This is a genomic window from Sphingobium sp. B11D3A, from assembly GCF_025961695.1.
GTDB lineage: Bacteria > Pseudomonadota > Alphaproteobacteria > Sphingomonadales > Sphingomonadaceae > Sphingobium.
This window is the reverse complement of record NZ_JAOQOE010000001.1, coordinates 3,112,254-3,132,431: the sequence shown is the minus strand read 5'-3', so window position 1 is coordinate 3,132,431 and position 20,178 is coordinate 3,112,254. Positions and strand designations below refer to the sequence as shown.

Genomic DNA, 20,178 nt, shown 5'->3' with positions numbered 1-20,178 from the left:
TAGTCGCAAAGCGCCCGATCAAAAAGGGGCTTGCCGCCCGATGCTCAAAAATCCGTCGCGAGGGTGATCGCAGGGCCGCTTGCCGGGCGCGCATTGCCGGCGATGCGGAAGCGCCATTCCGCCGAGAGGCTCAGCCCCGGCCGGGCCCATGGCAGCCGAGCGCGGAGTTGCGGCCCGATGTCCAGACGCCGCGCACCGGGCTGGACGCTGCCGGAGAGCGCGCCGCCGACCGCCAGCGCGAGCCCCCGTCCGGGCGGAAACAGCCGGTAAGAGAGGGCGGCCTTGCCGTCCGCAAAGCCATCGCTGCCGGGCAAGCCGACAAATCCGGCCTGCGCATAGCCGTCCGCCTCGACGCGCGGCAGGATCTCGGTGGTGTTGAGGCCGCCGGCCGCCAGCAGGGCGAACCCGTTGCGACCGCCTGTCCCGAGACGCTGGCGGCGCTCCACCATCAGCGAGACTGGCAAGGCAGCGGGCAGCCCGGCCGGGCGCCAGGCGAGGCCGAAGGCCCCTTCCTCCGCGAATGGCCGTTCAATTGCGCGGCTGGCCCGTCCGTAGAGGCTGAACACGCCCATCTCGCTGCTGCTGACGCGATAATCGAGCCGGACGCCCATTTGCGATCCGCCGAGCAGCGGCGCAAAGGCGCGCGAGCCGCCGGCATCGGGGCGCCAGAATAGCCATGCCTGGCCGGAAAAGCGGCCGCTCTTGCGCGCTTCCCGCAGCGTGCTCATCGACGGCTCGCCGAACACGGTCCCTTGCGAAAGCGCCGCTGCCGAAGCCGGCGCATTGCGCGGAGCATCCGACCTTGGCTGTGGCATGTCCGTTTGAGGGGCCTGCGCCCAAAGCGCGACGGGCGTCCGGTATGAGGGCACGGCATGGTGAGGCCGCGCCGCACTGCCTGCCGGTCGGCCGGCGACAGCGAGGGTATCGCCCGACAATCCCGCGCTGCGCTGCCCGTCGCTATCGTCAGCCCGCACCCCGCCACTCGGCGCCTCCGCCGCAGGCAAGGCCGCAACGTCCGTCGCCCCGCGCTCGCCTCCCGCCATCACGGGCCAGCCCAGCATCACGCCGCGCACGCAGACCCAGCAGCCCAGGACCGCGCCCAGGAACCGCAGCGGCCGCCCGCCACCGGCGCTCATGCCGAGGCTCCCGTGGCCGCGTCAGGGAAGCGATGGCGCGTCTTGTCCCACACCAGCGCCCGCCCGCGCAGATGCCGCACATAGATCGAAATGGCGCGCCCTGCGGCAAGAATGGCAACGATATTGCCAGTGATCGTGCGCGGCACGGAGAGGAGCGCTTGCCCCCAGCCATAGGCTCGCCAGACGAATATCATGCGCATGATAAGCCGCCAGGCGAGCAGCACGGCTGTCGCGCGCATCAGCCAGGGCAAGGGCTCGGGCCAGGTCATCGGCGGCAAGCCCATCAGGCTGCGCGTGATGTGGATGAACAGGGCCAACCCCAGCCCGGCATAAGCCGCGACCAGGACGATCGCTGCCAGCGCCGCGCGTCGATCGCGCAGACGCATCCAGCGCTCGCGCCAGGGGCCGGACCAGCCGAGCCGATCCCAGCCGGCCAAGGCGATACCCACCGTCCAGCGCGCCTTTTGCCGAACGGCGGCGCCCCAGCTATCCGGGAAATATTCGCGCGTGGCGATGAGCTCGCCCCTGGCGTCGCGCATCCGCACCAAGATGCCGCGCCCGCCGGCATCGCCGATGCGCAGGCCGAGCTCATAATCCTCGGTGAGACTGGCTTCGTCGAATGGGCGCCCGCCCCGCTCCACCGCCACGGCGGCGAGCGCCTCGCGGCTGAAGCCGCAGCCGACGCCGGCCGATGGCATGGCTGCACCCAGCGCTTCCCGCACGGTCAGCGAGGCGCCGTGCGCGACCGCGAACTCATCGAGATAATGCCCCGCAACCCATTGCGAGCGCGCCGATTTGAGCGGCAGGACCGGGAGCTGGACGAGCGCGAAGCGTGGCGCGAGATAGCCGATCACCCGCAGCGCATCGGGATGCACGACATCCTCGGCATCGTGCAGCACGACGGTGAGCACCCGACGCCCCTGCTCGGCTTCCCAGCGCTGCATGGCGACCCACAGCTGGTTCAGGCAATCCGCCTTGGTGGTCGGACCGGGCCGATCATTGACCACCAAGGTCACGCGCCCGCCGCCCCGCTCGGTGATCAGCGTGCAGACTGCCCACAAGGTCGCCGGATCATTGGGATAGGCGCCGACGAAAATCTGCACATCCTCGCCGGCCCATTTGTCGAGGCAGCCGGTGAGCATGGGACGGATCACGTCCGACTCGTCCCACGCGGGAATGAACACCGCGATCGGCCCGGCAGAGCCAGCCGGCGGCAAATCGCGTGACGTCATCCGCGCCACCCGGCTGTAGACGGTCAGTGACCGCCAGCCGCGCCGCGCCAGATAGATGAGGTCGATGGCCAGATCATCCAGCCCACCGATGATAAGCCCCAAAGCGGCAAACAAGAGAAGCTCGCTGCACAGCAGCTCGCTCAAAGCGAGTGTCCCACCCATCTTCCCCCCCGAGTCGACACCGCGTTCCCCCTGCGCTGCCGAGCGATTTATTGAGCATAATGAGGAACCTGGAGCAATGATGCTTTTCGCGGCGTTAACGTTTCCGAGGTGCATCCTGACCATTGCCGGTTTGACCTGATCGCACCCGGCCTCTAGCGACAGGCCATGAGCTGTTGCGCGCCCGCACCCGACCAGCCCCAGATTTGCGGGAGCCAGGCCGCGTGACGCGGGGCAAGCGCATGCCGGTCGGCTTGCTCGGCGGATCGTTCAACCCCGCCCATGGGGGCCATCGCGCCATCTCCTTGTTCGCGCAAGGCGCGCTGGGGCTGGATGAGGTCTGGTGGCTGGTCTCGCCGGGCAATCCGCTCAAGCCGCGCGCCGGCATGGCACCGCTGAACGCGCGCGTCGCCAGCGGCAAAGCGGCCGCCCGCCGCGCGCCCATCCGCGTCACCGCCATCGAGCGGGAGATGCACACCCGCTACACGCTCGACACGCTGCGCCGGCTGACGCGCCGCTACCCGCATCGCCGGTTCATTTGGCTGATGGGCGAGGACAATCTGGCCCAGTTCCACCAGTGGAAAGGCTGGCGCGATATTGCGCGAACAACGGCCATTGCTGTTATCGCCCGACCCGGCTATAGTCGGGCGGCTGTAGGCTCACCGGCCATGGCCTGGTTGCGGCGTTTCGTCCGACCCGCCAGTCAGAGCAAAAGCTGGACGACATGGAGACTGCCGGCGCTCGTGCTTTTGCGCTTTCGCCCCGATCCCAGATCAGCCACGCTGCTTCGGCAGAAGGCGCCTCTTTGGCACCGTAGCTTTGCTGATGTTGCGCCGATCGACGGCGTGACCGGTCGCCGCATCCCACAGGAGTGACATTGCCCGACCCGTTACCCATGCCCGCCCGTCCTGCCCCCGCTGGAGGACTGTCCCAACCCGGCATCGATGCATCCTCGGATCGCCTCCTGGCGATCGTGCTGGAATCGCTGGACGATGATCAGGCGCAGGAAGTCGTGAGCATTCCGCTTGCCGGCAAGAGCAGCATTGCCGATCACATCGTGATCGCGTCGGGTCGTTCGTCCCGGCAGGTGGCAGCCATTGCCCAGAAGCTGGCCGAGCGGATCAAGCAGACGATGGGCCGCAATGTCCGCATCGAAGGCCTGCCCGTCGCCGACTGGGTGCTGATCGACGCGGGCGACGTGGTCGTCCATGTCTTCCGCCCGGAGGTCCGCAGCTTCTACAATCTCGAGCGCATGTGGGGCTTCTCGGACGCACCGCTGGCCGCCGGCGAGGCCTGATCTCCTTCAAGCGTACCCCGGGGGCCGAATGCTGCTGCACATCGTCGCGCGGGGACGCATCGGCCGCTCGCCAGAGGCCGATCTGGTCGAGCGCTATCTCAAGCGTGTGACGCTGCCCACCAAGGTTACCGAACTTCCGGATCGCGGCGGCAAGGCGCCGCCACCGCTGCCCGCGCAGTCGGTCATGGTGATGCTCGATGAAACCGGCAAGCAGCTGACGTCGATGGCCTTTGCAGAGCAAATCGGCCGCTGGCGGGACGACGGCGTGCGCGAATGCCGCTTCATGATCGGCGCGGCGGACGGGTTTGAGACCGCAGACCGGGCCAGCGCTGACCTTCTGATCGCCTTCGGGGCAATGACCTGGCCGCACATGATGGCGCGGGCGATGCTGGCCGAACAGCTCTGGCGCGCCACCAGCATCCTCGCCAACCACCCCTATCACCGGGAGGGATGAGGCGTGGTGGCGGCGAGCTGGACACGACTGCCCCGGCCACTGGCACTGCGACCGTCCCTGCCCGTCATGCTGGCCACCGCTACCCTGCTCATCACCGCCATCGCGGCACCGCTGGCTCTCTCTGCCCAGCGCAATCCGGCACCGCAGGCCGCGCAGGCGGAGATCGCCCGGCAGCAGGCTGCCCTCGCCCGTGCCCGCGCGCAGGGCGAGGAAGCGCGCAAGCGTGGCGAAGCCCTGGAAGCCCGTGCCCGCGCCTCCTCCGCCGCAGCCGACAAGACCCGCAACGAGATCGCCGCGCTCGCCGCCCGCATCCAGCAGAGCGAGGCCGATCTGCGCGCGGGCGAGGCGCGCATGGCGATCATCATCACGCGCCAGCGCGAGCAGCGGCGCCAACTCGCCACCCGCCAGCAGCCGATCGTGCGACTGACCGCCGCCCTGCAGCAACTGGCCCGGCGCTCGCCTGTGCTCGCACTGGTCGCGCCCGGCACGATCAGCGAGGCGGTGCATCGGCGCATCGCGCTCGCGCAGATATTGCCGACCATCACCGCCTCCACGCAGGATCTGCGGGGTGCCATTGCGCGCAGTGCCGATCTGCAGCGCAGCGCGCAGGCGGCGGCGCAATCCCTCGTCCGCACCCGCGCCGGGCTGAAGACGCAGCAGGCCGCGCTCAGCACGCTTGAACAGCGCCAGCGCGGCACTTCCCGGCAATTGCGCGCGGAGGCCAGCCTGCAGACCGAGCGCGCCCTCGCCATGGGCGAGCAGGCCCGCGATATCAGCGATCTGATGGACCGGATCGGCGATGCGGCGCAGGTGCAGGAGGCGTTGCTGCGCCTGCCCGGCCCGATGCCCCGGCCGGCCCGTCCGCAAAACAGCGCCGCTCCGGCACCCGAGCGGCCGAGCGTCGCCGCAGGCCAGACCCCGGCGCCACCCTACCGCCTGCCCGCCATCGGCGACATCGTCACCGGCTTCGGGGAATTGAGCGCAGGCGGCGTGCGCGCGCGGGGCATCACCATGGCGACCGCAGCCGGGGCCGCGGTCATCGCGCCGGCGGCAGGGCGAGTCGCCTTTGCCGGGCCGTTTCGCGGCTATGGCAAGATCGTCATCCTGGAGCATCGCGGCGGCTGGACGAGCCTGCTGGCCGGGCTCGACCGGCTGAGCGTGGCGCCGGGAGACTCATTGCGTCAGGGCGATCCGGTCGGCGCGACCGGCAGCGACCCGGCCCGCCTCATCATCGAGCTGCGCCAGCAGGACCGCGCTGTCGATATTGCTTCCCTTGTCCGCTAGCGCCGTTCAGCAGCGCGTAACGCTATCTTCGCTACGCTGGCGTGCGACCTAGGCAGAACCGTTGTTCCTGCTATAGGTCAGGACAGCATTTTTGTCGAAAGCGTCTCCATGGCCAATGCCCGCCGCACCCTGTTTCTCCGTTCCGCCGCGATCCTGGGCGCCATCGCGCTCATTCCCGCGTCGACCTCTGCCGTCACGGAGACCGAGGGCGAGACTTACAAACAGCTCGATCTGTTCATGGACGTGTTCCAGCGGGTGCGCGCCAATTATGTCGAGCAGGTCGATGATGCGACGCTGATCAAGGGCGCCATCGAGGGGATGCTCTCCAGTCTCGATCCGCATAGCGCCTATCTGGACGTCCGCTCCTTCGAGAATTTGCGCACCCAGACCGAGGGCAGCTATGGCGGCCTCGGCCTCTCCGTCACGATGGACGAAGGCGTGGTGAAGGTGATCGCGCCGACCGACGACACCCCCGCCGCGCGCGCGGGCATCAAGGCGGGCGACTATATCACGCACATCGACGGCAAGCTGATTTATGGCGGCACGCTCGATGAAGCAGTCGAGAAGATGCGCGGCGCGCCGAATACCAAGGTGAAGCTCACCATCGCCCGCGAGGGCCGCACCGAGCCGTTCGACGTGGAGTTGACGCGCGCGATCATCGATATCAAGCCGGTCAAATGGCAGGTGAAGGGCGATGTCGGCGTCATCAAGATCGTCAGCTTCTCCGCCGACACCGGCGCTGACGTGCAGAGCGCCATTCGCGGCATCGACAAGTCGCTCGGCCACAAGCCGATCGGCTATGTGCTGGACCTGCGCTCCAACCCCGGCGGCCTGCTGGATGAAGCGGTGCGCGTCTCCGACGCCTTCCTCGAGCGCGGCGAGATCGTCTCGCAGCGCGGCCGCCAGCGCGGCGACACCCGGCCTTATTATGCCCGGCCCGGCGATGATGCGCAGGGCCTGCCCGTCGTCGTGCTGATCGATGCGGGTTCGGCTTCCGCCTCCGAGATCGTGGCCGGCGCCCTGCAGGACCAGAAGCGCGCGCTCATCATGGGCGAGCGCAGCTTCGGCAAGGGCAGCGTGCAGACGCTGCTGCCGCTCTCGCAGGATACCGCGCTGCGCCTCACCACGGCGCGCTATTACACGCCATCGGGCCGCTCGGTGCAGGAAGGCGGCATCGAGCCGGATATTCTGGTGCCGCAGCTCTCCGACCCCGATTATGCCAAGCGGCCGAAATATCGCGAAAGCGACCTTCGCCGTCACCTCATCAACGAGGCGAAGCTGGATCGCTCGGAGCTGGAGGCGGACAGCAACCCCGATCCGCGCTTCACCGCGACGGCGGAGGATCTCAAGAAGCAGGGCGTTGAGGACTTCCAGCTCCATTACGCGCTGCAGACTCTCGGCCGCCTGAACGGGACGCCGCAAATGGCGGCAGCCCCGGCGACGAAGGCACGGCGGTAAGCAGACCGATGTCGCGTGACGCCTCCCTGTCGCTCGCCCGGTTCATAGCGGTGATGCTGCCGACCCTGTTGCTGGGCGGCGCGCTGCTCTCACAGCATGTCGGCGGGCTGTTCCCATGCGAAATGTGCATGTGGCAGCGCTGGCCGCATCTGGGCGCGATTATCGCTGCCCTTGCCGCGATTGCCCTGCGCCGTACCGCGCCGATGAGCGCGATGTTCACCATGCTCGCGGCGCTGGCCATCGCGACCAGCGGCGCCATCGGCGCATTTCACGCCGGTGTCGAATATGGCTGGTGGCAGGGCCTGACCAGCTGCACCGCGACCATGGACACATCCTCGGGGCAGTCGATGCTGGATTCGATCATGTCGGCCACGCTGGTGCGCTGCGATGTCGCGCCTTGGTCGATGTTTGGCATTTCGCTCGCTGGCTACAATGCGATCCTCTCGCTCGGCGGCGCACTGCTGATCCTTGTTCTGGTCCTCAAATGGAGCCGGTCATGACCGACATCGCGCGCGTCTCGCCCCGTCCCGGCCAGCGCCGTGCGGACCGCGCCTCGATGTTGCGGGTCGATCAGGCCGGCGAATATGGCGCGGTGCGGATTTATGCCGGCCAGCTCGCCGTGCTGGGCGACCGTCACCCGATCAGCCGCGAGATTGCCGGCATGGCGGCGCAGGAAGAGCGGCACCGCGCGCATTTCGACGCGATGATGGTAGAGCGCGGCGTGCGCCCCACGCTGATGCAGCCCTTCTGGCATGTCGCCGGCTTTGCGCTCGGCGCCGCGACCGCGCTCATCGGCCCGCGCGCTGCCATGGCCTGCACCGCCGCCATCGAGACCGAGATCGACGATCATTACGGGCATCAGCTCAAGGAGATCGGCGAGGACGACCCGGCGCTGACCGAAGCGATCACGGACTTCCAGGCCGAAGAAGTCGAGCATCGCGATGCCGCGATTGCCCATGGCGCAGAATCCGCGCCTGCCTATCCCTTGCTTTTCGGGGCGATCCGGCTTGGCTGCCGCGCTGCCATTGCCCTCTCGAAGCGGATTTAAGAAGGAACCTGTCGATGCGTGCCCTCGTCCTTGCACTCCCCCTCAGCCTCGCTCTTGCGGTCCCTGCTTTGGCGCAGGCGGCCCCGGCCGCTCCAGCTGCCGCCGCCGGGCCGGAGGATGTCGCGAAGGTGAAGCAGGTGTTCGTCTATGGCGAAGACCCTTGCCCGGCGAGCGAGGGCGACGAGATCGTCGTCTGTGCGCGGATGCCAGACAATGATCGCTATCGCATCCCCAAGGAACTGCGCACCGATCCCAACAGCCCGGCCGTGCAAAGCTGGGCGAACCGCGCCCGCTCGATTGAATATGTCGGCGCGTCCGGGACCGACAGTTGCTCGCCCACCGGCTCGGCTGGCTTCACCGGCTGCTTCACACAGATCGCGCGCGCGGCGCGCGAGGAGCGCCAGAAGATGCTCGGGTCCGGCACCTGGGCCGATGCCGTCGCCAAGGCGCGCGAGGAGCGGCTCGGCAATCTCGATGCGGAATCCGCACAGATCGAAGCGCAGGCCAAGGCCGATGAGGAAGCCGCGCGCCTCAAGGCGCAGCGCGAGGCCCAGCAGCAGGGTCCGACCGTCACGCCCTGATCGCGCGACGCGCTACAGGAAATATTGCAGCTTCACCGCCGTCTTCTTCGCCGCGCCAGGGGTGACGGTGAGGACGACGGACTCAAAGCCCGGCGCGCCGAAGCGCAGGCGGGGGTTGCGCGAAAAGCCGACCCCCTCTCGCGGGATGCCCAGCATCGTGTCCAGCCGGCTGTTGCTGTTCTCATCGTGAAAGACGAGCAGCGCATAGTCGCCGGGCGGCACGCGCGCGAAGAGAAGTTCGGCATGGTCGCCCGCCGCAACGCTGGCCGTGAGGGCGAGCGGGTCTTTCTCGCATTTGGGGAAATGGGAGCGGTCCTTGGTCAGGCAGGCGCGCAACATGCCGCGAGTGGAGCGCAAGCCCTCGAACCGCACGTCGATCTGGCCCGTGGCCGGTGCAAGGCCCGCCGCTGCCGGAACGACCGCATCGGCGGTGCGGACAGTAGCCGCGCCCTCCTCGCCCAGCGCCAGGGTCGGCGCGCCGAGCGAGAGCAGCAGGCCGGTCAGCATCAGCGGCCGTGCGACACGACGCGCCAGATGGTCGGCACCGTCAAAGAACATCATGCAGCATTATCCCTTGCCGGCGCGGGGTCATCATTGTGCGGCATGGCGGCGGAGCCTCCCGCCGGCGCCGGCGCGAACCGGGGAGACAGGCCGCGATCCGTGCCGCACAGCCGGTCCCACACGCGGAAATAGAGGCCGTAATTGCAGCGATATTGCTCATGATGCTTCTCATGGTGAGACGCGGTGATCAGCCAGCGCCCGGCGGGGCCGTTCACCAGCCAGCGCGGGAACATCTCCCAGCCCATATGATTGGTGACGCCCATGACAGTCATCACCGTTAGCACCACCCCCAGTGCCGCAACATGAATGGGAATGACGAAGACGAGGAACGGAATGACGACCGCGCCGGTTACCGCTTCCCACGGGTGGAAGCTCATCGCCGCCCAGGCCGTGGGCGGCCGGCTGGCGTGATGCACCGCATGGGCGACGCGAAACCAGGCCGGGCGGTGGAGCAGCCGGTGCGTCCAGTAGAACCACGTATCGTGCGCGGCGAGATAGAGCAGCACGGAGATCGGCAGATACCAGAGCGGGTAGGCATCGACATCGGTGTAGATCAGCGTCCAGCCGTGGCTCTGCCAGCCCCAGGCGACGATCCCCGCGGGCAGGCCAAAGATCAGCGCCGAAAGGAGCGACCAGCGGATTTCCGCGCCGATCTGCCGGCGCAGCCCGGCATAATGGCCGGGGCGCGTCATCCGGGTCGCCAGCGCGAACCCGCCGCTGGAAAGCAGGTAACGCACCGCGATGATGCCGGACATCGCCAGAATGGACGCAAGGATCAGCATCGCGGGCTGCATGGCGATGCTATAGGGAGCCCCGCCTGAGAGGGAAACGATAATCGGTAAAGCGTTTACGCCGGTCGCTCGCCAAGCGCAGAGATAAGTTCCCCCGCCCCTTCGGGCATCGTTCACCCATCACTGGCCGATAGCCAAGCGCCTCCCCCTCGGCTAGGGCTGCGCGGATGACAGGCGCACGACCTATCGATCTGGCCATTGTCGGCGGCGGCCTTGCCGGCAGCCTGATCGCGCTGGCCCTGCGTGCGCGGCGACCTGAGCTGCGCGTCGTGGTGATCGAGGAAGCCGCGCGCGCTGGCGGCAATCAGCTCTGGTCCTGTTTCGCCGAGGATGTCGCGCCCGCCGATCGCTGGCTGATCGAGCCGCTGATCGTGCATGGCTGGGGCGGCTATGACGTGCGCTTTCCGGGTCAGGTGAGGCGCCTGCCGAGCAGCTATGCGACGCTGACCAGCGAGCGACTGGGGATGCGCCTGCACCGCGCTATGCCGGAGGGCGACCTGCTGTTCGATCGGGCAGCGACCGCACTCACGCCGAACAGCGTCACTTTGGCCGATGGCCGCGTAATCGAGGCGCGCGGCGTCATCGATGCGCGCGGGCCGGGCGACATGAGCGCGCTGGAGCTGGGCTATCAGAAATTCGTCGGGGCGAGCTGGCTGTGTCATACCCCCCACGGCCTTGCCGAACCGATCATCATGGACGCGACCGTCGATCAGCAGGACGGCTATCGCTTCGTCTACACCCTGCCCCTCTCCCCGACCGAGCTGTTCATCGAAGACACTTATTATGCCGATGGTCCGGCACTGGATGAGCCCCTGCTCGCGGCGAGAATTGCGGCCTATGCCCAGACGCAGGGCTGGGAGGGCGCGGCGCGCGGCCATAGCGAGACCGGCGTGCTCCCGGTGTGCATGGGCGGCGATTTCGCGCGGCTGTGGGAGGCCGAGTCCCCCGGCGTCGCCAAGGCCGGACTGCGCGGCGGCTTTTTCCACGCGCTCACCGGCTATTCGCTGCCGGATGCAGTGCGCAACGCGCTCGCCATCGCGGCGATGGACGATCTCTCCGGGCCGGCCCTGCATCAGGCGATGCGCGCGCGCGGCGCAGCGCACTGGCGCGGGCAGGCTTATTACCGGATGCTCTCACGGCTGCTCTTCCGCGCCGCCGAGCCGCAGGAGCGCTGGCGGGTGCTGGCGCGCTTCTACCGGCTTGACCCATCCCTCATCGCCCGCTTTTATGCCGGGCAGAGCACCCTTTTCGACAAGCTGCGCGTTCTGACCGGGAAGCCTCCTGTACCCGTCAGCCGAGCCATTTCAGCCCTTGGAGCGACACGCGGATGAAGACAGCCATCGTCATCGGCGCCGGTTTTGCGGGCCTTGCCCTCGGCCTGCGCCTGCAATCGGCGGGCATCGCCACCACCATCGTCGAAGGGCGCGAACTGCCCGGCGGCCGCGCCTATATGTGGCAGAAGGAGGGCTTCACCTTCGATGCCGGGCCGACCGTCATCACCGACCCGGATTGCCTCGCCCAGCTGTGGCGCCTGACCGGCCACGACATGGCGCAAGACGTGACGCTGCTGCCGGTCAGCCCCTTCTACCGCCTGCACTGGCAGGACGGCACGACCTTCGATTATGGCAATGACGATGCCGCGCTCAACCGCGAGATCGCCAAGCTCGATCCCGCCGACATCGCCGGCTACCAGCGCTTCCTCGCCTATAGCGCCGAGGTCTATCGCGAGGGCTATGAGAAGCTGGGGCATGTCGCCTTCCTCGACTTCAAGTCGATGCTCAAGGCCGCGCCGGACCTCGCCCAGCATCAGGCGTGGCGCTCGGTCTATTCCATGGTTTCGAGCTTCGTGAAGAACGAGAAGCTGCGGCAGGCGCTGAGCTTCCACACGCTGCTGGTCGGCGGCAACCCGATGACGACCAGCGCCATCTACGCGCTGATTCACAAGCTGGAGAAGCAGGGCGGCGTCTGGTTCGCCAAGGGCGGCACCCATGCGCTGGTGCGCGGCATGGTCACGCATTTCGAGCGACTGGGCGGCACGCTGATCCTCGGCGATCCGGTCGCGAAGATCGAGACGGTGGGCGACCGCGCGACGGGCGTGGTGACCCGCTCTGGCCTGCGGATCGAGGCCGATGCGGTGGCGAGCAATGCCGACATCATGCACAGCTATGCCGACCTGCTGGCCGACCATCCGCGCGGCCAGCGGCAGGGCGCCAAACTGTTCCGCAAGCGCTGGAGCCCCAGCCTGTTCGTCGTCCACTTCGGCATTGAGGGGACCTGGCCGGGCATCCCGCACCACATGATCCTGTTCGGCCCGCGCTACAAGGAACTGCTGACCGACATCTTCGACCATGGCGTGCTCTCGCAGGATTTCTCGCTCTACCTGCATCACCCGACCGTCACCGACCCCGATCTGGCGCCGCCGGGCCACTCGACCTTCTATGCGCTGGCGCCGGTGCCGCATCAGGGCAAGCTGCCAGTGGACTGGAACGAGGTGGGGCCGATCCTCACCGGGCGCATTCTCGACGAGATCGAGCGCCGGCTGATCCCGGACATCCGCTCGCGCATCAAGGTGCAGTTCTCCTATGCGCCGAGCGACTTCACCCATGATCTCAACGCGCATCTGGGCAGCGCCTTCAGTCTTGAACCGCTGCTCACCCAGAGCGCCTGGTTCCGCACCCACAATCGCGATGATGTGATCAACAATCTCTATTTTGTCGGCGCCGGCACACATCCGGGCGCTGGCATTCCCGGCGTCGTCGGCTCGGCCCGCGCGACGGCGGCCCTGATGCTCGAGGATCTGGCATGACATCGTTCAACCGGCTGGCCGTCTATTGCGGCTCCGCCACCCCACCCGACCCGATCTACATGGAGACCGCGCGCGCGGTCGGCGCCGGGCTGGCGCGGCGTGGCATCGGCGTCGTCTATGGCGGCGGCAAGGTCGGGCTGATGGGCGCCATCGCGGATTCCGCGCTGGCGGCCGGCGGCGAGGTGATCGGCGTGATCCCCGAGGCGCTGGTGAATGCCGAGGTCGCCCATCGCGGCCTCACCGAACTGCACGTCGTGCCGGATATGCACAGCCGCAAGGCGCTGTTCACCACGCTTTCCGATGGGTTCGTGACCCTGCCGGGCGGCGTCGGCACGATGGACGAGCTGTGGGAAGCCGTGAGCTGGGCGCAGCTTGGTTATCATGACAAGCCGGTCGGGCTGCTCAATACCGGCGGCTTTTACGATCAGCTGATCGGGTTCAATCGCCAGATGATCGAAACCGGCTTCATCCGCCCGCCCCACGCCAACATCCTCATCGCCCGCGAGACGCTGGACGACCTGCTCGACGCGATGGCCGCCTATACGCCCCATGAAACGATCTTCGCGATGAAGGTCGACCGGCTTTGAGGGGAAACATGAGCCCCTCCCCTTCAGGGGAGGGGTTGGGGTGGGGAGCGCCCGTGACGCAAGATGCACGCCTTCTGATCCACGCAAAAGCGATGCGGCACGAGGCGACGCCATGCGAGATCATTCTCTGGCGACATCTGAGTCGGTCCCAGCTTGGCGGGCACAAATTTCGTCGGCAGCATGTGCTGGGGCCGTTCATTGTGGATTTCTTTTGCCCCGCCAAAAAGCTGATCGTCGAGGTGGATGGCGATACGCACGATCCGGAAGAAGATGCGCGCAGGGATGCTGCGTTAACCGCGGAAGGTCATCGCGTTCTGCGGTTCACTAACGAAGATGTACGCACCAATCTGACCGAGGTTCTGGAGGCAATACTGACGCGTTTGAATTCAGCACCAGCCCGTTGGGCAGCGCCGTCCCCCACCCCATCCCCTCCCCTGAAGGGGAGGGGCTAGATGCTGGAGCAACGCCCTGCCCTTGTCGGTCTTGCGCAGGAGAGCATTGCGCGCGGGTCGAAGAGTTTTCGCACGGCCTCGCGGCTGTTCGACCGGGAGACGCGCGAGCGGGCGTGGTTGCTCTATGGCTGGTGTCGCGCCTGCGACGACATAGCCGACGGGCAGGATCATGGCGGGACCATGCAGGCGACCGGCGACCCCATGGCCCGGCTGGCGGACATTCGCGCGCGAACCGAGCGCGCTCTCGCGGGGCGGGCCGGGCTGGACGATCCTGCCTTTGCCGGCGGGGCGCTGGTCGCGGCCGAATGTGCCATTCCGCGCCGCTATATGGACGATCTCATCGAAGGCTTCGCGCTCGATGCGCAGGGCTGGCGACCGCAGACCGAGGACGATCTGCTGCGCTATTGCTACCATGTCGCCGGTGCGGTCGGCTGCATGATGGCCATTGTGATGGGTATCGCGCCCGATGACGAGGCGACGCTGGACCGCGCCTGCGATCTGGGGCTGGCCTTCCAGCTCGCCAATATCTCCCGCGATGTCGCCGAGGATGCGGCAGGCGGGCGCTGCTATCTACCCGCGGACTGGCTCATCGAGGCTGGCATCGACCCGGCCGACCCTATGGCGGCGGAGCAGCGCCCAGCCCTCGCGGCGGTCACGGGGCGCGTGGCGGCGATGGCGGCGCGCTATGAAGACAGCGCCCGGCATGGCACCCCAAAGCTGCCGTTCCGCTCGGCATGGGCGGTGCTGGCTGCCGCGGGCATCTATGGCGGCATTGCCCGGAAGGTCGCCGCCGACCCGCAGGAGGCGCTGCGTCGGCGCCTGTTCACCAGCAAGGCGGAGAAGCTGGGTTGGCTGCTCCGCGCCGGTACGCAGGCCGGTCGGCGCACCAGCCTCTACCCGCCCGCGCCGCGTGATCCATCGCTCTGGAACCGACCACGCCAAGGCGCGCCCGTTTCACAGGCTTGATCCCGATCAATTTCTGCATGGGTGCGATCTGCTGAAGAGGCAGGCGGGAGGACATGCATGATTCCGTCACGTCACGCTTATTACCGCAATCGCGCCAACGAACATCGCCGTCTGGCGCAAGTCGCCGCGGAGCCCGCACAACGCCTGATGCACGATCGTCTGGTCGAGGCCTATCTCAGCCTCGCGCGCGAATCGCGGCTGAGGCAGGTCGTGCGGCTCAAGGCCTGAGCGCAGCCGCGCCCAGACAATCCCATCATCCCTGCTTGAGCAGCCTGAGCGCCCGCGCGCGCAGCCGCCCAAGGCCCGCATCGTGCAAGGCGGGAACGGCGCAGAGCATCCCCGTCACATAGGGGTCGGGCTTGTTGAAGACGATGGGTTCGCCCAGCGCATCGGTGACGCGGGCGCCGGCTTCCTGCGCGATAAGGGTCGCGGCCGACAGATCCCATTCGGCCCCGCGTCGCAAGCCTGCCACCAGATCGGCTTCATTGGCCGCCACCATCGCCATGCGCAGCGCGATGCTGTTGGGCTTGGCGACCATTCGGTAATCGATATCGATGCCGCCCAGATGATCGAGCGGCACGCGCGCGCCCGAGAGCGTGGCATGATCACCCACGGCGAGCCGCTCCGGCTGTGCCCCCATGCGCTCCCGCCACGCACCAGCGCCGCGCACCGCCCACCAGCGCTCGTTACGCGCCGGCGCGGTGAGCACCGCGATGGTCGGGACGCCATCCTCCACCAATGCGACCGAGACCGCCCAGCCCGCCCGGCCCCGCACGAAATCGCGCGTGCCGTCGATGGGGTCGATGATCCACGCCCGCCGAGCCTCAGCGCGTCCGGGCGTCTCCGCGCTTTCCTCGGAGAGCCAGGCGGCATCAGGCAAAAGCGCGCCAAGCTGTTCGCGCAGCAGCGCATCGGCCGCGAGATCGGCTTCGCTCACCGGCTCGCCGGGCCGCTTTTCCCAATGGCCGTGCATGGGCGCGCCGGCTTCCCAGAAACGCATGGCCAGCAGGCCGGCAGCGTCGGCTATGGCCAGAATATCGGCCAGAAGATCCAGAGAGGGGGGCTCACTCCCCGGCAACGGTCATCCCGTCGATGCGCAGGGTGGGCACGTTGATGGCGCGGCGGAAGGTGAGATCGTTCGCAGCGATGATCCGCCCGAACATCTCCTTGAGATTGCCCGCGATGGTGATTTCAGACACGGCGTGGCTCACCGTGCCATTCTCGATCAGGAAGCCGGAGGCGCCCCGGCTGTAATCGCCGGTGACGCCGTTGACGCCCTGGCCGATCAGTTCGGTGATGAACACGCCGCGCTTCACGTCCGCAAATAGATCGCGCACGCTGGCCGTGCCGCCTTCCAGATGCACATTGCTCGCGCCGACGCCCGGCGAGCCACCGCCCCGCGTGGCATGGCCGGTGGGATCGAGCCCGAGTTGGCGGGCCGAGGCGCTGTCGAGCATCCAGCCGGTCAGCACGCCGTCATCAATGAGGCGCCGCCGCCCAGTTGGCAGTCCTTCGCCATCAAACGGGCGCGAGCGCAGGCCCCGCTCGCGCAGCGGATCGTCGATCACGCTCAGCCCCTCGGGCAGAATGCGCTGGCCGAGGCTGTCGAGCAGGAAGGTCGCCTTGCGGGTGACCGATGGCCCGGCGATGGCGCCGAGCAGATGCCCGATCAGGCTGTTGCCCACGCGCGGATCGAAGATCACCGGCATCGTACCGCTCGGCACCCGGCGCGCATTGAGCCGCGACACCGCGCGCGCGCCGGCGCGCTGGCCGATGCTGTCCGGCCCTTCCAGATCATCGAGATGCCGGGCACTGTGGCTGGCAAAGTCCCGCTGCATCGCGGCGCCCTCACCCGCCAGCACGCTGGCGTAAAGCGAATGGCTGGTCCCGGCATAAGCACCCGAAAAACCGTGGCTGGTGGCCAGAGCCGCCTGCGCGCGGGAGAAGCCTGCGCCGGCGCCTTCGCTGTTGGTGACGCCAAGCACGCTGCGCGCCGAATCCTCCGCCGCCAGCGCCCTCTCGCGCAGTTGGGCCGGCGTCGGCTCCTCATCATCCTCGATATCGAGCGATGGTAGCCGGCGCCGCATCAGCATCTGCTCGGGCGCGAGACCCGCATAGGCATCTTCCGGCGCCTCGCGGGCCATGGCCACGGCGCGTTCGACCAGCGTTTCGAGCGTGCGGGGCGTCAGGTCCGATGAAGAGACGCTGGCCGAGCGTTGGCCGACAAACACGCGCAGGCCGAAATGCTCGGATTCGGATTGCTCGACATCCTCCAGCGCGCCCAGCCGCACCGTCACGCCGGACGAGGCATCGCAGCCATAGACGGCGTCGGCCGCATCCGCGCCCGCCTTGCGGGCCGCGGTGACCAGCGACCTGGCGCGATCGAGAGCTTCGTTAAGGCTGAGCATGAAAGACGCGGTCCGAATGATGTCTGATGAAAGGCCGCGCTTTAGCTCCCGCGGCGAGGCGACGCAATGCGGCTGCGTCAGGTGCCTTCCGACCAGTCGCTCCGCTTTGCGACGAACCGAGGACAGCAACATTTTTTATAGGGAACCACCAGGCCTCGCCGATCCTTTTGTTGATAACATCAACCCACAGGAGCATCTCATGGCGACTGAAACATTCACCGACGCGATTGCCCTGCTCAAAGCGGATCATCGCACGGTCGAGGATCTGTTCGAGAAGTTCGAAAAGGCCAATGCGGCCGGCCGCAAGGAATCGCTGGCCCGGGAAATCTGCACTGAGCTCAAGATCCACACCATGCTGGAAGAAGAGATCTTCTATCCGGCCTTTCGCGGCAAGATCGAAGATGATCTCATGGATGAGGCCTATGTCGAGCATGACGGCGCCAAGGTGCTGATCAACGAGATCGAGGCCGGCTCTCCGCAGGAAGATTTCTACGATGCCAAGGTGAAGGTGCTCTCGGAAGAGATCGAGCATCACGTCAAGGAGGAGGAACAGCCCTCGAAGGGCATGTTTGCCCAGTGCCGCAAGACCGACGTCGACCTCGTCGAGCTGCGCGACCGGATGCTCGTGCGCAAGAAAGAGCTGCTGGCGCAGGCGAAGAGCGGAGGCCTGCCCCCGGCAGAGCCGCGCACGCTCAGCGTTTCGGCCGTCTGACCCGGACGAAACGGCATGTCGGCGGCGTTTTCATTGTTCGAACCTTCCGATAAGGACGCCGCCGCGCCGGTGCCGCACCGCAATGATGCCGAGCGCACCCGCCTCGGCATCATTTTGCCGCGCTTTGGCGGATTGGGCCGAGATGCGGCCTTGCGGCAGGCGCAGAGCGAGCAATCGGGCGACTGGATGCTTCGGCACCGCGATTAGGCGGCGGGCGGCTGGTCCGTCTGCTTGCTCTCCAACCAGTAGCGCAGCATGTGATGGGCAACCGCGATAGAGGATGGCGGCAGGAACCTGGCGCCCTCTTCCCCGGCCAGCGCCGCGCGGACATCATCAGTGCTCACCCAGATGGCTTCGGCGATTTCCTCCTCATCCAGCGTCAACGCGTCATCATTGGCCTGCGCGATGCAGGCGACCATGAGCTGGGAGGGGAACGGCCAGGGCTGGCTGAACAGATAGTCGACCTGCCCGGTGCGCACGCCGCATTCTTCCCACAGCTCCCGCCGCACGGCTTCCTCGATGGTCTCGCCCGGCTCAACAAAGCCGGCCAGTGCGGAAAAGCGGCCGGCAGGAAAGCGCGGATTGCGCCCGATCAGCACCTTGCCGCGATATTCCGCCAGCATGATGACCACCGGATCGGTGCGCGGAAAATGCTCCGCGCTGCACCGGCTGCACTGGCGCGCCCAGCCGGCCTTGATCGGATGGGTATCGCCGCCGCAGCGTGCGCAGAAACGGTGGCGATCATGCCAGTCCACCAGGCTGCGTGCGGCCGCATAATGCGCGGCTTCGGCCATGGTGAGCTGCGGGATGATGTCCCACACCTTGGCGGGAAAGCTCGGGGGCTCGACGCTGTGCTCGACGAGCAGCGACACAAAGACCGGCGTGCCATCCTCGCGCAGCCCGAGCAGGGCGTGGTCGGCCAGCACCGCGCCGGGCGTCACCGGCTCGCTCGCGAGCGTGCCGTCTGCCTCGATCACCGGGTCCAGCCCATCGAGGTGCACGATGCGCGCGCGCGGATCGGCCCAGGCGCCGGCCAGCCGGTCGGGGTGGACGCGCAACTGGTCAGCGCGGTCGAGCGTGCCGCCGGTGAAGGTGATTGCCTGCCGCGCGGGCAGATCAGGCCGGGTCATGATGCGCATTCTCCTGCTCTCTGGCGTCCAGTGCCGCTTGCGCCGCCCGGGCAAAGACGGTGGGCAGCCCCGCATCGGCCAGCGTGTCGATGGGCCACAATTGGCCCGGCCCCAGGGCGCTGGCAAGCACGGCGGGATCGGCCCCATTCTCGATCCGCAGCATGGCCACGCGCAGATCGAGCGCGAAATGGGTGAACACATGGCGCACCGGCTGGTTGAGCACGCGCCAGCCGCCCGCCAGCGGCGCATGCGGCAGAGCTTCCGGCGCCTCGCTCCACTCGCTGGTCGGCAGCGCCAGCATTCCGCCGAGCAGGCCCTTGTCCGGCCGCCGGACCAGCCACACCGCATCGCCGGCCTCCACCCACCAGGCGGTGCCGCTGCGCGTCGGGCGCGCCTTCTTCGCGGCCTTGAGCGGATAGCGCGCCGGATCGCCCGTCGCCCGCGCGGCACAAAGCTCCGAGAGCGGACAGGCGAGGCAGGCGGGATTGCGCGGGGTGCAAACCGTCGCGCCCAGATCCATCATGCCCTGCGCGAAATCGCCGGCATGATCCTGTGGCGTGATGCGGTCGGCCAGCGCGCGCAGGATCGGCTTTGCGGCCGGCAGAGCCGTCTCCACCGCGAACAGCCGGCTCACCACCCGCTCGACATTGCCATCCACCACCACGGCGCGCTGCTCGAAGGCGATGGCGGCGACGGCCGCCGCCGTATAGGCGCCGACACCAGGCAGAGCGCGCAAGCCCGGTTCGTCGAAGGGGAAACGCCCGCCCAGCGCGCCTGCGACATAGCGCGCGCAGGCCAGCAGATTGCGGGCGCGGGCATAATAGCCAAGACCTGCCCAGGCGGCCATCAGATCGCCATCCTCGGCAGCCGCCAGCGCCTCGACCGTGGGCCAGCGCGCCAGAAATCGCTCATAATAAGGCGCGACGGCCGCCACCGTCGTCTGCTGGAGCATGATTTCCGAGAGCCAGACGCGGTAGGGGTCCGGCGGGGGCGCGCCGGGCGGGCTGCGCCAGGGCAGCGAGCGGGCATGGCGGCGATAATGCGCCAGCAACGCCGGAGCGACCGCCTCTTCCATCCCCCGCGTTGCGATTAATCCATCGACGGCCATGGCGTGCC

General features: G+C 67.9%; 24 protein-coding genes. 16 read left to right on the top strand and 8 right to left on the bottom strand.

The window, feature by feature from the left end; genetic code table 11:
• Positions 1 to 44 precede the first annotated feature (44 nt).
• Positions 45 to 1,136 carry a hypothetical protein gene (locus M2332_RS14640; protein ID WP_264574620.1) on the bottom strand — a complete coding sequence of 364 codons (1,092 nt, stop codon included), beginning with the start codon at positions 1,134 to 1,136 and terminating at the stop codon, positions 45 to 47.
• Positions 1,133 to 2,530 (bottom strand): glycosyl transferase family protein, encoded by a 1,398-nt coding sequence (locus M2332_RS14635; protein WP_264574619.1) that lies wholly within the window; start codon positions 2,528 to 2,530, stop codon positions 1,133 to 1,135. The genes M2332_RS14640 and M2332_RS14635 overlap by 4 nt, the downstream gene beginning before the upstream one ends.
• Positions 2,531 to 2,769: 239 nt before the next feature.
• Here M2332_RS14635 and M2332_RS14630 point away from each other — a divergent pair, with 239 nt between their 5' ends.
• The 8 genes from M2332_RS14630 (at position 2,770) to M2332_RS14595 (ending at position 8,649) form a co-directional block, all read left to right on the top strand.
• Positions 2,770 to 3,402, top strand: coding sequence for a nicotinate-nucleotide adenylyltransferase (locus tag M2332_RS14630; protein ID WP_264574978.1), 633 nt, complete (start codon positions 2,770 to 2,772; stop codon positions 3,400 to 3,402).
• 20 nt (positions 3,403 to 3,422) lie between these two features.
• Entirely contained in the window at positions 3,423 to 3,824 is a 402-nt protein-coding gene (gene rsfS, locus M2332_RS14625; RefSeq protein ID WP_181561330.1) for a ribosome silencing factor, read from the top strand.
• Positions 3,825 to 3,852: 28 nt separating this feature from the next.
• On the top strand, positions 3,853 to 4,278 hold the full coding sequence (locus tag M2332_RS14620) for a 23S rRNA (pseudouridine(1915)-N(3))-methyltransferase RlmH (protein WP_264569638.1): 426 nt from the start codon (positions 3,853 to 3,855) through the stop codon (positions 4,276 to 4,278).
• Positions 4,279 to 4,344: 66 nt separating this feature from the next.
• The gene (locus M2332_RS14615; protein ID WP_264574618.1) at positions 4,345 to 5,562 is read left to right on the top strand and encodes a murein hydrolase activator EnvC family protein; all 1,218 of its coding nucleotides are present in this window, start codon (positions 4,345 to 4,347) and stop codon (positions 5,560 to 5,562) included.
• Between the two features lie 108 nt (positions 5,563 to 5,670).
• A complete protein-coding gene (locus M2332_RS14610) occupies positions 5,671 to 7,020 on the top strand; it encodes a S41 family peptidase (protein WP_264569636.1) in 1,350 nt (449 codons plus the stop codon).
• Between the two features lie 8 nt (positions 7,021 to 7,028).
• The gene (locus M2332_RS14605; protein ID WP_264574617.1) at positions 7,029 to 7,520 is read left to right on the top strand and encodes a disulfide bond formation protein B; all 492 of its coding nucleotides are present in this window, start codon (positions 7,029 to 7,031) and stop codon (positions 7,518 to 7,520) included.
• Positions 7,517 to 8,068 (top strand): demethoxyubiquinone hydroxylase family protein, encoded by a 552-nt coding sequence (locus M2332_RS14600; RefSeq protein WP_264574616.1) that lies wholly within the window; start codon positions 7,517 to 7,519, stop codon positions 8,066 to 8,068. The genes M2332_RS14605 and M2332_RS14600 overlap by 4 nt, the downstream gene beginning before the upstream one ends.
• A gap of 14 nt (positions 8,069 to 8,082) precedes the next feature.
• A complete protein-coding gene (locus M2332_RS14595) occupies positions 8,083 to 8,649 on the top strand; it encodes a hypothetical protein (protein WP_264574615.1) in 567 nt (188 codons plus the stop codon).
• 12 nt (positions 8,650 to 8,661) lie between these two features.
• On the opposite strand, the gene M2332_RS14590 is transcribed toward M2332_RS14595, so the two are convergent.
• Together M2332_RS14590 and M2332_RS14585 are read right to left on the bottom strand one after the other, a co-directional pair.
• On the bottom strand, positions 8,662 to 9,210 hold the full coding sequence (locus M2332_RS14590) for a DUF2141 domain-containing protein (protein WP_264574614.1): 549 nt from the start codon (positions 9,208 to 9,210) through the stop codon (positions 8,662 to 8,664).
• A complete protein-coding gene (locus M2332_RS14585) occupies positions 9,207 to 9,992 on the bottom strand; it encodes a sterol desaturase family protein (protein WP_264574613.1) in 786 nt (261 codons plus the stop codon). Before M2332_RS14585 ends, M2332_RS14590 begins: the two co-directional genes overlap by 4 nt.
• A 176-nt stretch (positions 9,993 to 10,168) precedes the next feature.
• Here M2332_RS14585 and crtY point away from each other — a divergent pair, with 176 nt between their 5' ends.
• The 6 genes from crtY to M2332_RS14555 are packed head-to-tail and all read left to right on the top strand — an operon-like array spanning position 10,169 to position 15,040.
• On the top strand, positions 10,169 to 11,332 hold the full coding sequence (gene crtY / locus M2332_RS14580) for a lycopene beta-cyclase CrtY (RefSeq protein WP_264574612.1): 1,164 nt from the start codon (positions 10,169 to 10,171) through the stop codon (positions 11,330 to 11,332).
• A complete protein-coding gene (locus M2332_RS14575; protein WP_264574611.1) occupies positions 11,329 to 12,807 on the top strand; it encodes a phytoene desaturase in 1,479 nt (492 codons plus the stop codon). The genes crtY and M2332_RS14575 overlap by 4 nt, the downstream gene beginning before the upstream one ends.
• Positions 12,804 to 13,394: a TIGR00730 family Rossman fold protein gene (locus M2332_RS14570; RefSeq protein ID WP_181558905.1), complete on the top strand. Its 591-nt coding sequence runs from the start codon at positions 12,804 to 12,806 to the stop codon at positions 13,392 to 13,394. The genes M2332_RS14575 and M2332_RS14570 overlap by 4 nt, the downstream gene beginning before the upstream one ends.
• 53 nt (positions 13,395 to 13,447) lie before the next feature.
• Positions 13,448 to 13,846 carry an endonuclease domain-containing protein gene (locus tag M2332_RS14565; RefSeq protein ID WP_264574610.1) on the top strand — a complete coding sequence of 133 codons (399 nt, stop codon included), beginning with the start codon at positions 13,448 to 13,450 and terminating at the stop codon, positions 13,844 to 13,846.
• Positions 13,847 to 14,812 (top strand): phytoene/squalene synthase family protein, encoded by a 966-nt coding sequence (locus M2332_RS14560; protein ID WP_264574609.1) that lies wholly within the window; start codon positions 13,847 to 13,849, stop codon positions 14,810 to 14,812.
• A 57-nt stretch (positions 14,813 to 14,869) separates the two neighbouring features.
• Positions 14,870 to 15,040 carry a hypothetical protein gene (locus M2332_RS14555; protein WP_264569626.1) on the top strand — a complete coding sequence of 57 codons (171 nt, stop codon included), beginning with the start codon at positions 14,870 to 14,872 and terminating at the stop codon, positions 15,038 to 15,040.
• A 25-nt stretch (positions 15,041 to 15,065) separates the two neighbouring features.
• On the opposite strand, the gene M2332_RS14550 is transcribed toward M2332_RS14555, so the two are convergent.
• Both M2332_RS14550 and M2332_RS14545 read right to left on the bottom strand, forming a co-directional pair.
• On the bottom strand, positions 15,066 to 15,890 hold the full coding sequence (locus M2332_RS14550) for a 3'(2'),5'-bisphosphate nucleotidase CysQ (protein ID WP_264574608.1): 825 nt from the start codon (positions 15,888 to 15,890) through the stop codon (positions 15,066 to 15,068).
• Complete coding sequence (locus M2332_RS14545; RefSeq protein WP_264569624.1) at positions 15,877 to 17,220, bottom strand: TldD/PmbA family protein; 1,344 nt, start codon at positions 17,218 to 17,220, stop codon at positions 15,877 to 15,879. The genes M2332_RS14550 and M2332_RS14545 overlap by 14 nt, the downstream gene beginning before the upstream one ends.
• 199 nt (positions 17,221 to 17,419) lie before the next feature.
• On the opposite strand from M2332_RS14545, the gene M2332_RS14540 reads away from it, so the two are divergent.
• Together M2332_RS14540 and M2332_RS14535 are read left to right on the top strand one after the other, a co-directional pair.
• Positions 17,420 to 17,932 carry a hemerythrin domain-containing protein gene (locus M2332_RS14540; protein ID WP_264574607.1) on the top strand — a complete coding sequence of 171 codons (513 nt, stop codon included), beginning with the start codon at positions 17,420 to 17,422 and terminating at the stop codon, positions 17,930 to 17,932.
• A 33-nt stretch (positions 17,933 to 17,965) separates the two neighbouring features.
• Complete coding sequence (locus M2332_RS14535; RefSeq protein ID WP_264574606.1) at positions 17,966 to 18,139, top strand: hypothetical protein; 174 nt, start codon at positions 17,966 to 17,968, stop codon at positions 18,137 to 18,139.
• Here the strand turns inward: M2332_RS14535 and nudC are convergent.
• Positions 18,136 to 19,062, bottom strand: a complete 927-nt coding sequence (gene nudC / locus M2332_RS14530; RefSeq protein WP_264574605.1) for an NAD(+) diphosphatase — start codon at positions 19,060 to 19,062, stop codon at positions 18,136 to 18,138. The genes M2332_RS14535 and nudC overlap by 4 nt on opposite strands.
• Positions 19,049 to 20,170 carry an A/G-specific adenine glycosylase gene (gene mutY, locus M2332_RS14525; protein ID WP_413715964.1) on the bottom strand — a complete coding sequence of 374 codons (1,122 nt, stop codon included), beginning with the start codon at positions 20,168 to 20,170 and terminating at the stop codon, positions 19,049 to 19,051. The genes nudC and mutY overlap by 14 nt, the downstream gene beginning before the upstream one ends.
• Positions 20,171 to 20,178 lie beyond the last annotated feature (8 nt).

Coding starts and splice junctions, on each gene's coding strand:
- M2332_RS14640 (WP_264574620.1), bottom strand. CDS start 1,136: ATGAGCGCCGGTGGCGGGCGGCCGCTGCGGTTCCTGGGCGCGGTCCTG.
- M2332_RS14635 (WP_264574619.1), bottom strand. CDS start 2,530: ATGGGTGGGACACTCGCTTTGAGCGAGCTGCTGTGCAGCGAGCTTCTC.
- M2332_RS14630 (WP_264574978.1), top strand. CDS start 2,770: ATGCCGGTCGGCTTGCTCGGCGGATCGTTCAACCCCGCCCATGGGGGC.
- rsfS (WP_181561330.1), top strand. CDS start 3,423: ATGCCCGCCCGTCCTGCCCCCGCTGGAGGACTGTCCCAACCCGGCATC.
- M2332_RS14620 (WP_264569638.1), top strand. CDS start 3,853: ATGCTGCTGCACATCGTCGCGCGGGGACGCATCGGCCGCTCGCCAGAG.
- M2332_RS14615 (WP_264574618.1), top strand. CDS start 4,345: ATGCTGGCCACCGCTACCCTGCTCATCACCGCCATCGCGGCACCGCTG.
- M2332_RS14610 (WP_264569636.1), top strand. CDS start 5,671: ATGGCCAATGCCCGCCGCACCCTGTTTCTCCGTTCCGCCGCGATCCTG.
- M2332_RS14605 (WP_264574617.1), top strand. CDS start 7,029: ATGTCGCGTGACGCCTCCCTGTCGCTCGCCCGGTTCATAGCGGTGATG.
- M2332_RS14600 (WP_264574616.1), top strand. CDS start 7,517: ATGACCGACATCGCGCGCGTCTCGCCCCGTCCCGGCCAGCGCCGTGCG.
- M2332_RS14595 (WP_264574615.1), top strand. CDS start 8,083: ATGCGTGCCCTCGTCCTTGCACTCCCCCTCAGCCTCGCTCTTGCGGTC.
- M2332_RS14590 (WP_264574614.1), bottom strand. CDS start 9,210: ATGATGTTCTTTGACGGTGCCGACCATCTGGCGCGTCGTGTCGCACGG.
- M2332_RS14585 (WP_264574613.1), bottom strand. CDS start 9,992: ATGCTGATCCTTGCGTCCATTCTGGCGATGTCCGGCATCATCGCGGTG.
- crtY (WP_264574612.1), top strand. CDS start 10,169: ATGACAGGCGCACGACCTATCGATCTGGCCATTGTCGGCGGCGGCCTT.
- M2332_RS14575 (WP_264574611.1), top strand. CDS start 11,329: ATGAAGACAGCCATCGTCATCGGCGCCGGTTTTGCGGGCCTTGCCCTC.
- M2332_RS14570 (WP_181558905.1), top strand. CDS start 12,804: ATGACATCGTTCAACCGGCTGGCCGTCTATTGCGGCTCCGCCACCCCA.
- M2332_RS14560 (WP_264574609.1), top strand. CDS start 13,847: ATGCTGGAGCAACGCCCTGCCCTTGTCGGTCTTGCGCAGGAGAGCATT.
- M2332_RS14555 (WP_264569626.1), top strand. CDS start 14,870: ATGATTCCGTCACGTCACGCTTATTACCGCAATCGCGCCAACGAACAT.
- M2332_RS14545 (WP_264569624.1), bottom strand. CDS start 17,220: ATGCTCAGCCTTAACGAAGCTCTCGATCGCGCCAGGTCGCTGGTCACC.
- M2332_RS14540 (WP_264574607.1), top strand. CDS start 17,420: ATGGCGACTGAAACATTCACCGACGCGATTGCCCTGCTCAAAGCGGAT.
- nudC (WP_264574605.1), bottom strand. CDS start 19,062: ATGACCCGGCCTGATCTGCCCGCGCGGCAGGCAATCACCTTCACCGGC.
- mutY (WP_413715964.1), bottom strand. CDS start 20,170: ATGGCCGTCGATGGATTAATCGCAACGCGGGGGATGGAAGAGGCGGTC.